General features: G+C 44.9%; 11 protein-coding genes. 1 reads left to right on the forward strand and 10 read right to left on the reverse strand.

The genetic code is table 11. The features are described from left to right. Positions 1-23 precede the first annotated feature (23 nt). The 7 genes from GVN16_RS16895 to GVN16_RS16925 form a co-directional block, all read right to left on the reverse strand. On the reverse strand, positions 24-974 hold the full coding sequence (locus GVN16_RS16895) for an HlyD family secretion protein (RefSeq protein WP_166565110.1): 951 nt from the start codon (positions 972-974) through the stop codon (positions 24-26). Positions 975-988: 14 nt separating this feature from the next. Then, positions 989-2,263 (reverse strand): TolC family protein, encoded by a 1,275-nt coding sequence (locus tag GVN16_RS16900; RefSeq protein WP_166565111.1) that lies wholly within the window; start codon positions 2,261-2,263, stop codon positions 989-991. 76 nt (positions 2,264-2,339) lie between these two features. Continuing rightward, complete coding sequence (locus tag GVN16_RS16905; protein ID WP_166565112.1) at positions 2,340-2,945, reverse strand: TetR/AcrR family transcriptional regulator; 606 nt, start codon at positions 2,943-2,945, stop codon at positions 2,340-2,342. Between the two features lie 3 nt (positions 2,946-2,948). Further along, positions 2,949-4,097, reverse strand: a complete 1,149-nt coding sequence (locus tag GVN16_RS16910) for an FAD-dependent monooxygenase (protein WP_166565113.1) — start codon at positions 4,095-4,097, stop codon at positions 2,949-2,951. Between the two features lie 123 nt (positions 4,098-4,220). Then, positions 4,221-4,727, reverse strand: a complete 507-nt coding sequence (gene lspA / locus GVN16_RS16915; RefSeq protein ID WP_166565114.1) for a signal peptidase II — start codon at positions 4,725-4,727, stop codon at positions 4,221-4,223. Between the two features lie 5 nt (positions 4,728-4,732). Beyond that, the gene (locus tag GVN16_RS16920; RefSeq protein WP_166565115.1) at positions 4,733-6,112 is read right to left on the reverse strand and encodes an MATE family efflux transporter; all 1,380 of its coding nucleotides are present in this window, start codon (positions 6,110-6,112) and stop codon (positions 4,733-4,735) included. Positions 6,113-6,192: 80 nt separating this feature from the next. Further along, complete coding sequence (locus GVN16_RS16925; protein WP_166565116.1) at positions 6,193-7,857, reverse strand: amino acid permease; 1,665 nt, start codon at positions 7,855-7,857, stop codon at positions 6,193-6,195. Positions 7,858-8,001: 144 nt separating this feature from the next. Between GVN16_RS16925 and GVN16_RS16930 the strand changes: the two genes are divergently transcribed. Further along, the gene (locus GVN16_RS16930) at positions 8,002-9,690 is read left to right on the forward strand and encodes a DNA polymerase/3'-5' exonuclease PolX (RefSeq protein WP_166565117.1); all 1,689 of its coding nucleotides are present in this window, start codon (positions 8,002-8,004) and stop codon (positions 9,688-9,690) included. Positions 9,691-9,699: 9 nt separating this feature from the next. On the opposite strand, the gene GVN16_RS16935 is transcribed toward GVN16_RS16930, so the two are convergent. From GVN16_RS16935 to GVN16_RS16945, 3 genes are all read right to left on the reverse strand, one after another. Further along, entirely contained in the window at positions 9,700-10,059 is a 360-nt protein-coding gene (locus GVN16_RS16935; protein ID WP_166565118.1) for a hypothetical protein, read from the reverse strand. A gap of 147 nt (positions 10,060-10,206) precedes the next feature. Further along, entirely contained in the window at positions 10,207-11,178 is a 972-nt protein-coding gene (locus GVN16_RS16940) for a MoxR family ATPase (protein WP_166565119.1), read from the reverse strand. Between the two features lie 12 nt (positions 11,179-11,190). Further along, the gene (locus GVN16_RS16945) at positions 11,191-12,516 is read right to left on the reverse strand and encodes a peptidylprolyl isomerase (RefSeq protein ID WP_166565120.1); all 1,326 of its coding nucleotides are present in this window, start codon (positions 12,514-12,516) and stop codon (positions 11,191-11,193) included. Between the last annotated feature and the right edge of the window lie 26 nt (positions 12,517-12,542).

Genomic DNA, 12,542 nt, shown 5'->3' on the forward strand with positions numbered 1-12,542 from the left:
CTTACTCCCTTCTTCTCTGAAGATCAAAGAACCACTTCCCCATACATCCCGATTTTCAAAAGTCCGTCATTTTTGACCTTGATTTTGACGGCATATACCAGGTTAGCCCTTTCGTCTTTCGTCTGGATCGTTTTCGGGGTAAATTCCGCTTTGCTGCTGATCCAGTCAATCGTCCCTTCGTGCGTTTTGTAGGTGCCGCCTTCGGCATCTGTCAATACCTTCACTTTCTGATTCAGTTTCACTTTGGTAAACTGGTCGCCGGTGATATAGGCTCTTAAAACAATCGTTGACAAGTCTGCAATTTTGTAAAGGGCCTTGCCCGGAGCAGCCATTTCGTTGCTTTCGGCATATTTGGTCAGCACGGTTCCATTTACCGGATTAATGATCTTCGATTTCGCCAGCTGATCGTTCAGTTGTTCTACCTGTACGTACAGCGGCAAAACATCACTTTTCAAACCGGAAGTCTGGGTTTTTAAAGCGGAAACCTGGGCTGCATCCTGTTTTCCGATTACGAGCAACTGTTTCTTTAATTCGTCAATCTGGGCCGTGATGTCGTCGAGTTGCTTGGGTGTGGCCGCATCTGCTTTAACGAGGTTTTGTATCCTTTTTTGTTCATTCAGCAGGTAGTTGAGACGGGTTTGGGAAACCGCGATCTGCTGTTTGTAAAAATCGGTTTGTGCACCCACATCTGGCAGCCTGCTTCCCAAAGCCTTGATCTGGGCCAGTAATTGCTTCTTTTTAAGGAACAGCTGGGTACTGTCTACATACCCTACCACAGCCCCTGCCTGCAGGTTTTGACCTTCCTCAACATCCAGGGCTTTGATCGTTCCGGCTGATTCTGAAGAGATAATGGTTTCAACCGCCTCAAAAGTACCCGAGGCGTCGTAAGTTACTTTGTTCTTGTTACATGAGCTCATCACGAGACCGCAGCAGGCCATAAGGATGAAGCCTTTATATTGATATATTCTTTTCATGATATAGAAATTGGTTATTGTCCGATTGTCGTTTTTAAATTGTATTGGGCCATCAGCAGCTGGATCTCGTGGAGGATCTTATTCTGCCTTGCCTGGTCTTCGGCATTGACTTCCCTGAGGTAATCCGTTGTATTGATGACCCCGTTTTCCAATTGTGCCATCGATGTATTCTTGATTTTATTTCTCAGGTCTACGATTTCCTGGTCAGAGGTCAGTAAATCCCTGAATTTGGTAACTTCCGAATTCTGTTGTCTGGCCGTGAAATTATTATTGAACAAAAAAGTCTCTTTTTGCAGAGCAATGCCCATCCTGTTAAGGTTGATCAGCTCTTTATCGTTTTTCTGGGTATAGAAGGCAGATAAGGCCCAGTTCAGCCTGATGCCACCCAGGTAGTAAGGCTCGAAACTATTACTGAGCATGTTGAGTGCCGGGCGTCCGAAACCTGTTTGAAGAAACAAACTGACTTTGGGGGCTTTCCTGGCGTCCAGCATTTTATTCTGAATGTCCAGACTTTTGTTCTGGCTTTCATAAACCAGCAGTTCCGGTCTGTTTATGGTACTCAGGTTCCTGAAGTCGTTGGTAATGGCAGCGGGTTTACTCAGCATGGTGCCTGCTCCCAGGGTTTGGTTGATAAATAATCCCAGCACATCCAGATAGGCATTTTTAGTCGCGGTCAGTTCAATGGTCCTTTGGTCTGCCCTGAGAAGTTCCGCTTTCAGGTTGTCCAGGCTGCTTTTCAGCATCACGCCATTGTCAATGCCTGCCTGCGTTTTTTTGATGCCCGAATCAATGTCCTTTTTTAGTAAAGTAACCTGTACCAGTTGTTCGTCCAGCATCAGGATACCAAAATAAAGTTGGTTGATCCGCTCTCTGAGTTTGTATAATTCTGTTTCCAGTTTCTGCTCTTCTATCTCAGCATTGGCGTTGAGGGCTTCTTTCTGTTGTTTGATGATGCCTCCGTCAAAAATGGTCTGGTTGATATCTCCATAGATTTTGTATTGGTCTTTGCCAGGCGTCGGAATGTTTACGCCCGGAACAGAGATGGGCACCCTGGTTACCTCCGACTGGTACGTAGCCTGGCCGTTGATGCTGATCTGGGGCAGATAACCTTTCGAAGCATTCAACACAGAGAATTCTTTGCTTTTGCTGATCAGCTCTCTTTGTTTTGTCATGGGATAGTGCTGCCGGGCCAGCTCATAGCAGGCTTCCAGGGTGAGATTCTGTGCCCTCACCATAAAACCTGCTAACAAAAGGCAACATAAAGTCGCATATTTAAACCTGGTTTTCATTTGAGTTAATTAATTGTTTTAATCATTTGTTTAATATAGCTGCCAAAAAAAAGGAGTTTCAACTCCGGAATTTTGATTACGAATTCAGAATAGCCGCCACCCAGTGAGGCACAAGTTTCTTTCTTTCTTCCATCAGTCCCATAAAAGACGCCTCATCCACGGCACCGATGGCCCTCAGCACGGGTCTTCCTATAAAAGGAAATAAGACGAGCCCCAGGACACTCATGATGATATGGAGCGGTGAAATGTCAGGTCTCCTTTTACGTATCTGTCTCGCAAAAACAGACTCCAGCATCAGTTTGCCCATGTTGAACTTATCGCCGAACTGCTCTGAATTATTTTTGATTTCACTTAAAACAAAAAGCGGCAGGTCCGGATTCATTACCAGCATGTTGATGTAGTTTTCAACTATCTTCTCTATTTTCTCCGTCAGGTCGCTGTTTTCGTCATTCAGTACCGGTGCTATCGCCCCGAAAAGTTTGTGCACTTTCTCAAACATTACTTTTTCGAACAGTTTCTCCTTGCTTCTGAAATAGTAATTGAGCAATGCAAGGTTAATGCCCGCTTCTTCTGCAATGTCCCTTGTCCGTGTGGCGGCATAGCCTTTCTGAGTAAACACCTTACGTGCCGCTTCTATGATTTTTTCTTCAGTTGACAGATCCGTTTCTCTTTTTTTCGCCATGATTTAGTTGTCAAAACTTACATTATAAAGTAATTTGAATTGTCTTTCATTGAGGCCGTCAGGAATTAAACGGAATACCATATTCCGGATTGCAGCCAGCACCTTATTCTCAATCTGTGCCGCCCGGCCGATTTTCCAGGAAGTATTGGTAATGTAATGTGTCCTTTCCAGTCTTCGTTCTTCAAACCTTTTGAATGCTACGGTGAAGTCGCTGGTTTTCTTAATTTCCGATAAAAGAAATGCCGCATCTTCAATGGCCTGGCTGGCTCCCTGTCCCATATTCGGAGTGGTGGCATGAGCCGCATCGCCTATAAACAGGATGTTGTCAAAGGCATATTGATGAATGGGTTTGATGTCAATGATATCATTCCAGATCAGGTTTTCATTCCTGGTCTTTTTAAGAATGGCCGGGATCGACCCGTGGAAATCTTTAAAATGTAGCCTCAGATCTTCGATGGTGTAATTCTTATAAACCTCGTTGTCCTGGGTAGAGTTGAGGCACGCAAACCAGTAAATTTTATTATTGGCCAACGGTACAATCCCGAAGCGTCCGTCTGTACCCCAGGTTTCCGACGCTTCCACTACACCAGGCTCCACATTTTCAATGATGGCCCTCCAGCAGGTATATCCCGCAAATCTCGGCAGGGAATCAGGAAGAAGTTTTTTACGGAGTGGGGAATGGATCCCGTCTGCCACAATCAGGTAGTCGGTTTCATATGAAGTGCCGTCCTGGAATCTGATACTGACCTCATCACCATTTTTGACATAATCAACGGCCTTCTTGTTGAGCTGAATAGAGCTTTTGTCTAATTTGGAAAGTAACACTTTATGAAGATCCGCCCGGTGAATGGTCAGATTGCTCGTTCCATATTTTTCATTCAGCTGCAGGCTTTCATTTTTGGTGATGACCTTTCCTTGCTGGTCATATATAGTGAAAGAGGGTAGCACCTTCCCGTTTCTGACTACCTCTTTGGCGATGCCTAAATAATCGAAGGCTTTTACGGCATTGGCTGCCAGGGCCAGTCCGGCTCCCAGGGGCTTGAGTACAGGAGCAGATTCGAATACCACTGCTTCAATCCCGATGTTTTTTAAGGCTATGGCAGCCGATAGTCCGGCAATTCCAGCCCCGGTTATTGCAACTCTTTTTTCCATTTATTAAACTTTGAATGGGACAAAAGTAGCAGACGAAATTGAGTTAAACAAATTTTTTAATCAAATGATTAAAAAAAATAAATTCAAAACAGAGTCCGATTGTTTCTGATCAAAGAATCTGAGTCAATGAAAACCGGAAGCAGGCATTTTCGGTTTGAAGATGTATTCCTTTGCGAGCAGAATCATCAGACCCACGACAATAGAGACATCGGCCATGTTGAAGACCCCGGTTTGAAAAATGACGAAATCGATGTGCATAAAATCCGTAACGGATCCGTAGTAAAGACGGTCGAAGAGGTTTCCGGCACCGCCGCCGATGACGAAACACAATCCTGTGAGGGTTAATTGATCGAGCTTCCTTTTCATGACCATGTAGACCAAACCTCCGACCAGAAATGCAACGGGAAGAAATTCGAGAAAAATAAATTTCAAAGGTCTGCTCATGTCAGCTCCCAGGCTGAGAAAGGCACCGGTGTTTTCTACCTTGGTGAACGTCACGTGGTTAGATACCAGGCGGATGGCATCATGATAACTGAAATTATTCCTGACATAGTGTTTGGAGACCTGGTCACAACTGATGTTGAGGATCAGGATAGCAAAAATCAGGAATAATCTCAGTAATTTATTCATTTGATCTAGACGATGTTCTTTTTCCAACGACCGGTTCTGAAATATAGTATAGCCAGCAAGGCCAGAAATGATTCGCTGATGACGATGGACCAGAACACACCGTCTTCATTCCATTTCTGAACTTTAGCCAGATAGTAGGCCAGCGGAATTTCCATGATCCAGAAACAGATGATGTTGATCACGGTAGGAGTGAGGGTATCTCCGGCTCCGTTAATGGCCTGTGACATCACCATCCCGAATCCAAAGAAGATGTATCCGCCGCAAAGAATCTTCAGACACATGGTGGCTGTTCTTACCACATGAACATTGTCATTGAAATACATCACCAGGTTTTCAGCATAGATAAAGAAGAAAATGGCCACAATGCCTAAAAACAGCATATTGAATAAACCTGCCCGCCAGGCAGATTTTTCTGCCCGTTCAGGTTGCTGGGCCCCGAGGTTCTGACCCACCAGTGTAGAGGCCGCATTGGCCAGTCCCCAGGAGGGCAGTATCGTAAAGACAATGATCCTGATCGCGATGGTGTAACCTGCCACGATCTCACTGCCAAAATCAGAAAGAATCCTGGTTAGAAACACCCAGCTGGCAGATTGTATGATAAACTGACCGGCTCCTCCGGCGGTAAGTCTCAGGATATCCATCACGAGTTTTGCTTCCCAGACCAGCTTGTTAAGCTGCAGTTTAAGATTGATCTTACCGGAAAGAAACGCATTCATCTGTATACCTACCCCGACGCTCCGGCCGATCAGCGTGGCTATGGCCGCTCCTTCTACTCCGAAATGAAGGAAAGGGATCAGGATCGTATCAATGAGGATGTTGATCAGGTTGGCAACAATCATGGCGTTCATGGCCGTGGAGGCATTACCGGCCCCTCTCAAAGCCCCGCCGAGGGTGAATAGCAGGATGATGATCGGCGAACTCAGAAACTGTATCTGGGTGTAAATCACCCCTTCCTTGATCAGTTCCTCCGAACCGCCCATCAGTCTTAGGATGTCCGCCGAGAAGAAATAGCCCGGAATGGCAATGGCTATACCAAGGATCAGCGAGATATTGATGATCTGGTTCAGCGTCTTGGAGGCGTCTTCCGGGTTCTTTTCCCCGATTCTCCTGGAAATAATGGCTGTGGCCGCTGTACTCAGCCCCCAGGCCAGTGAATAGATAATGGTAAGTACAGACTCGGTCAGACCTACAGTGGCCATGCCGTTGATACCCACATATTTGGCTACAAAAAATGCATCCACCAACGCAAAGGTTGACTCAAAGAGCATTTCAATGACCATCGGAACAGATAAAAGGAAAAGAGCTTTGTTGATACTTAAGGAAGTGTAATCCCTGTCTTCGTCTCCCCTGATCGCCTCCCACAATAAACGTAAGGACTTTTTCATATATATTTTAAAAATGCAAAAATAATCCCCCGGAATCAGATCCGGAGGATTACCAGGTTATTTTATTTTAATCAAAAAAATTAAGATTTTGCCAGCTTGGAGTTTTTAATGCCATAAGCAAAATAGATTACCAGCCCTATCGCCAGCCAGGCCAGGAACATCGCCCAGTTTGACCAGCCCAATTCGGTCATCAGGTAAAGGTTGGTCAGGATACCCATAACAGGCAACACGGAAAAGTTATATTTGAAGCCAAAGACGGATAATCCCAGCCAAACGGCCCAGAATACCATCAGCAATGGTTTTGAATACACATGGTCCATAAAATGCCCGGCATAAATGGTATAACCGAGGGCCAGTACGAAAACAATCCCGATCAGGTATTTTCCGTTGATGTAAGTGATCTTGAATTTGGCTTTCTGGCTTTCACCGGTATAATCCAGGTACAGGATACCCGCACACACCAGGATAAAAGCAAAGAAAGTACCCACACTGGTCAGGTCGACAAACAACTCGAGGTTAAGAAACAAGGCCGGCACACCTACCAGGATACCGGTGATGATGGTGCTGAAAGACGGTGTTTTGTATTTCGGGTGTATTTTGGAGAACCTTTTTCCCAGCAAGCCGTCACGGCTCATGGTCATCCAGATCCTCGGCTGACCCAGCTGATAAACCAGCAAGGCACTCGTGATGGCCACTACGGCACTGATCGAAATTACCCCCGCAATGAAATCCATACCCACCAGGCTGAATACATAAGACAAAGGATCATCCACATTCAGTTCTTTGTAATTAACCATTCCGGTCAATACTAACGCTATAGCAACATATAATACTGTACATACAAGCAAGGTGATGATCATGGCCCTTGGCAAATCTCTTTGCGGGTCTTTACATTCCTCAGCGGTAGTAGAGATGGAGTCAAAACCGATGAAAGCAAAGAACACCGCTGCCACACCTCCCAGAACCCCCTGGATGCCGTTAGGTGCAAAAGGCGACCAGTTTTCCGGCTTCACATAAAAAGCCCCGGCAATGATCACCAGGAGTATAACCGCAAGTTTTAATATCACCAGAAAATTACTGGCTCTTTTGGATTCTTTGATACCTACATAGACCAACGAAGTAATGAACAAGGTCACCAGGCCGGCAGGCAAATCAAATGCCAGCTTAAAAAGACCCAGATCAGGAGCACTTTCATAGGCTTTGGCGGCAGTAATGGTTCGCTGCGGTACCTCAGCCAGGGTGCCGGCTGCCGTTGCTTTCTGAACTTCCGCAAAGGCAGATTTGGCGGTCAATGGATCAATAGCCAGCCAGTCAGGCCAGTGAATGCCGAATCCGGCCAGCATGGAAACAAAATATTCAGACCAGGAAATGGCCACTACCATATTAGAAACCGCATATTCAAGGATTAAGGCCCAGCCGATGATCCAGGCGAACAACTCGCCGAAAGACACATAAGCATAGGTGTAGGCACTACCGCTGACAGGCACCATGGATGCAAACTGGGCATAACAAAGGGCTGTGAAAATACAGGCGATAGCCACAAAGACAAACAGAAGCGAAACCGCCGGACCACCGTTAAAACTGGCCAGGCCGATAGTACTGAAAATACCCGCACCGATGATAGCCGCTATTCCAAATGATACAAGATCTTTAAGTCCGAGTGTTTTGACTAAACTGTTTGACTCTGAAATTTCATGTAAAGTCTGAGACACATCCTTTCTTCTAAAAAGTGGGTTCTTTTGCATTATTAAATAGGGTTTTCTTTAGTTTGTTATTCTCTTGGTTTTCTACTATTTTTCAAATCTATGAAAAAAACGCATATCAATTCCACTTAAATCAATTAAAAATTAAAAAGAGTCGCTTAATTTTGTCGAAATTGAAGAAGAAATATGAATAATGTAGATATAGCAGAAATCATTGAGTTGGCCGGTAAATTACTGGAACTTCATGATCAGGATGAGGCCCGGGCCAAAACATACGCGGGTTCGGTTTATAACCTTGAGCGGCTGGATGAGAACCTGGCTGAAATGACTGAGACGGAGTTGCTCAAAATCCGTGGAATCGGCAAACTGATGGCTTCGAACATCCTTGAAATCGTCAGAACCGGAAAATTAACTGAGCTGGAAAACCTCATTGCCCAGACCCCTCCGGGCGTTTTTGAGATGTTCAAGGTGAAAGGACTCGGCGTTAAGAAGATCAAAGTGCTCTGGACGGAGCTGGGCATTGATAATCTTAATGAATTGAAAATAGCCTGTACCAACGGTAAAATAGCAGGAATAAAAGGGTTTGGAGAAAAGACCCAGCAAAGTATCCTTGAAGCCCTGGTTTTTCTGCAGTCGCAGGAAGGTAAGCTCAGGATGGATAAAGCGGCCTACCTCAGCCGGGAGATTCTTTCGGAAATACAGAAGCTGTTTCCGCAAGCCATTGAAGTAGGGCAGGTAAAAAGGAACTGTGAAACGGTTGATTGCCTGCAGTTCATGATTCCATCAGACCAGAGAGTTATCCTGAGCCTCCCTAAGGATACCTTCGTCCAGAATTTCAAGATATCCTCGCCCGGTGTCTGGCGTGGTAATTATGCGGAAAATAAAGTGAAGATCGAAATACTGACCGTTAAAAATGCTGAACTGGTCAGTAAAAGCATCCTCTTCAACGCTTCTGAAAAGCACCTGCAGCTGACCAATGCCGAAGGACAGTTCCTGTTGAAGCATCTTCAATCCGGTGTTTTTGAATCCGAAGAGCAAGCTTACAGTACTTTCGGTATGCCGTATATCGTTCCCGAAATGAGGGAAGGGAACGGCGAATTTGAATGGGCAGCCAACAATAAAAATGAAGACCTCATTACGTGGAGTCACCTGAAAGGCTCTTTACACAATCACTCCACTTATTCTGACGGCAGGCATACACTGAGGGAAATGGCCGAATTTTGCCGTTCCCTGGGGCTTGAATATTTCGGGATAGCTGACCATAGCCAGACTGCCACTTATGCCCAGGGCCTGACAGCCGGGGATGTGGTAAAACAGCAGGAAGAAATTGACAAACTGAATGCAGGACTGGCCCCTTTTAAGATATTGAAAGGCATTGAGTCGGATATCCTGATCAATGGTGACCTGGATTATGAACCGGAAATCCTCGCTACTTTCGACTATGTGGTGGCGTCGGTGCACGCAGTGCTCGGTATGGATATTGAAAAGGCAACCGCCAGGCTTATCAAAGCTATTGAGAACCCTTACACCACCATATTGGGGCACCCCACCGGAAGGTTGCTGTTGTCAAGAAGTGGTTATCCGCTTCATTTCAAAAAGATCATTGATGCCTGTGCGGCCAACCAGGTAGTGATGGAGATCAACGCCAGCCCTTACAGACTTGACCTGGACTGGAGGTGGATCAGCTATTGCCTTGAGAAAGAAGTCATGCTCAGCATCAACCCGGATGCCCACGAAACTGCCGGGTTCTACGATATGAACTATGGAGTAGCTGTAGCCAGAAAAGGCGGCCTAACCTGGCAGAAAACCTTCAATGCCCTGTCTTTAAGAGACATGGAGGCCTATTTATTAATGAAAAGAGGAATCACTGTTTAAATAATTCACTTAAGGCTTGTATTTCCATACGAGCCTTTCTTTTTTCATCTGGTTCATGAACTGATTGAGTTCTTCGATGTTCTCAAATTTGGAATAAGTCCCGTTACATTCCCTTACTTCGCATAGGACACAGTTATCCGGGAAATTGAGCACCACCAATACATCCCTGTTTTGATACTTTTCTGCATACATGATACATCGTCGGCAATCACCTAAATCGCCGTTCTGCATTTTCGTGGTAAATTCAGCAAGCCAGGGTAGTTCCTGAACAGGATTTGCAGCCCCGCAAATGTTCAGATTTACGTCTTCTTTTTTAGTACACGAGGCAAGAACAGCAATCAAAAGGATTGAGGTAAAGAGGTTTTTCATAATCAAGGTTGGTTAAAATAACTGGGTTCTTTATACTCCGTTTTACATAAGATTCTGGTTTTGTGGTTTAAGTTGCAAAGGACCAAAAACAAAGAAGGTGAACATTGCTGATCACCTTCTTTAATTTCTTTATGAAAAACTGATTGTTTACAATAACTTCCTGATGATATTCTCAACACTCACGCCTTCTGCTTCTGCTTTGAAATTCCTGACAATCCTGTGTCTCAGGATAGGGAAGGCCACAGCTTTTACATCTTCAATATCCGGAGAGTATTTACCGGTCAGGATGGCGTTGCATTTGGCTGCGAGAATAAGGTTCTGAGAGGCCCTAGGGCCTGCTCCCCATTCTAAAAACTCATTGCTTTCTGGTGCTGCCCCTTCGGTTTCAGGACGGGTTTTGTGAACAAGCGTTACGGCATATTCTATCACATTGTCAGCCACCGGCACTTTTCTGATCAGTTGCTGAAACGCCAGTATCTCATCAGCCCCCAGCACCTTATTCACCTGTGTCTTAATATTGCTGGTCGTGTTTTTGACAATCTCAAGCTCTTGTTTGTAACTCGGATAACCTAAACTCACCATAAACATAAAACGGTCAAGCTGGGCTTCCGGCAGGGGATAAGTTCCTTCCTGCTCGATCGGGTTCTGAGTGGCCAGTACAAAGAACGGCTTTGACAAAGAATGCTTTTGTCCGGCTACCGTCACAGCATATTCCTGCATGGCTTCCAGCAGGGCTGACTGGGTTTTAGGAGGCGTCCTGTTAATCTCATCCGCGAGGATAATATTGGCAAACACAGGCCCTTTTACAAACTTAAAGTTTCTTTCATTGTCCAGCGTTTCTGATCCGACAATGTCAGAGGGCATTAAATCGGGGGTAAACTGGATCCTGTTGAAATCAAGGTCAAGAGCAGAGGCGATGGTTTGTACCAGAAGTGTTTTTGCCAACCCCGGCACACCTACCAGCAGGCAGTGGCCCTGACAAAAAATAGCGGTCAATAACAGCCTTACTGTTTCATCCTGGCCAACAATTACCTTTCCTATTTCACTTTTTAATTCTTCGTAAGATTTTTTTAGAGCATCTGCTGCTTCCACATCTGAGGTAAAACTTTTGTTCGCCACTTCAATCAAATTTTATTGTTCAAATAATTTGCACACTGCATACTCCGGATCAATTTTGATATATACTTCAGCAACGGCTTCTCTGAACCATTTATCAATCGAAACCCCATGTTTTTCATTCAAAGCATATGATTTGATCTTTTCAAAATCATCGGTGAGATTAGCCCGGTGGGGTTCAAATTTCTTTTTAAGGACGATGATTCTCATACCTGTTTTTCCATCCGGAGACCTGTAGGAAAGTGGGGCAGTTATCATGCCAACTTTCATGGTATCCACTGTAAAATAAAGGTTGGGTTCCATTGAAACATCCAAAGGAAGTTTTGAAGTACCGCTTTCCGGATCAGTAAGCAGACCACCTGTATCTTGTGTACTTTTATCTTCTGAATATAATTTTGCAGCTTTTTCAAACTTGATGCTGTCTTTCTGGATCTCAAGTCTCAGGCTGTCCAGGAATTTCTTAGGCTCAGTCAGGTCAAGACGGTTGTAATCCGGTCTTAACAGGATGTGTCTGGCGTGATATTCCTGTCCACGGATTTCCAGGGTCTGGATCAGGTGATATCCGAATTCAGATTCAATCACATCAGAGATCTGGTTAGGCTCCATTTTCATCGCGGCAGCTTCAAACTCCGGAACCATCTGGCCTCTCTTGGCCCAGCCCAGGTCGCCGCCGAATTGTTTTGAACCCTGATCTTCCGAAAATTCCTTCGCCAGTGTTTCGAATTTCTCACCCAGCTCAACACGCTTTTTATAATCATTCAGCCTCTCAATCAGCTCATCTTTCTGGGCTTTGGTGACTTTGGCCAGCTTTACGATCTGGGCCAGCATGACTTCGCTCGGGAAAAGCGGAATACTGTCTTTCGGGATTTTATTGAAAAACTTCCTGACCTCTTCAGGAGTGATTTTTATCTTTTCAGTAATGGTCTGCTGCATTTTCTGAGCAGTCATCTGCTCTTTCACAGATTGTCTCACTTCAGATTTCAAGGTTTCAAGTGACTTGTTGAACTGCTCAACAATATTTTTCTCGCTTCCGTAAATTCTGACCATCTCCTGCATCCTGGCGGTCAGCTGATTGTCGATCACATCCGGTTCTACAATCACCGAGTCAATTTCTGCTTTGGCGACAAGGAGTTTCTGAACCGCAAGGGATTCAAGAGCCTGACATTTATTAATAGGTTTTGACTGCTCCTGTTGTTGTTTGGATCTGACGATCAAAGACTCCACTTCCGACCTGAGAATATAGTAGTTATCTATCTTGGCGACAATCTTGTCTACATTAAGTGTATCCTGAGACCATCCCAGTAAGGGAACAAAAAGTAATAGAACTAATTTTTTAAGCATGATTTTATATATAATTCGCAAAAATG

Source organism: Emticicia sp. CRIBPO, from assembly GCF_009905725.1.
GTDB lineage: Bacteria > Bacteroidota > Bacteroidia > Cytophagales > Spirosomataceae > Leadbetterella.

Coding starts and splice junctions, on each gene's coding strand:
- GVN16_RS16895 (WP_166565110.1), bottom strand. CDS start 974: ATGAAAAGAATATATCAATATAAAGGCTTCATCCTTATGGCCTGCTGC.
- GVN16_RS16900 (WP_166565111.1), bottom strand. CDS start 2,263: ATGAAAACCAGGTTTAAATATGCGACTTTATGTTGCCTTTTGTTAGCA.
- GVN16_RS16905 (WP_166565112.1), bottom strand. CDS start 2,945: ATGGCGAAAAAAAGAGAAACGGATCTGTCAACTGAAGAAAAAATCATA.
- GVN16_RS16910 (WP_166565113.1), bottom strand. CDS start 4,097: ATGGAAAAAAGAGTTGCAATAACCGGGGCTGGAATTGCCGGACTATCG.
- lspA (WP_166565114.1), bottom strand. CDS start 4,727: ATGAATAAATTACTGAGATTATTCCTGATTTTTGCTATCCTGATCCTC.
- GVN16_RS16920 (WP_166565115.1), bottom strand. CDS start 6,112: ATGAAAAAGTCCTTACGTTTATTGTGGGAGGCGATCAGGGGAGACGAA.
- GVN16_RS16925 (WP_166565116.1), bottom strand. CDS start 7,857: ATGCAAAAGAACCCACTTTTTAGAAGAAAGGATGTGTCTCAGACTTTA.
- GVN16_RS16930 (WP_166565117.1), top strand. CDS start 8,002: ATGAATAATGTAGATATAGCAGAAATCATTGAGTTGGCCGGTAAATTA.
- GVN16_RS16935 (WP_166565118.1), bottom strand. CDS start 10,059: ATGAAAAACCTCTTTACCTCAATCCTTTTGATTGCTGTTCTTGCCTCG.
- GVN16_RS16945 (WP_166565120.1), bottom strand. CDS start 12,516: ATGCTTAAAAAATTAGTTCTATTACTTTTTGTTCCCTTACTGGGATGG.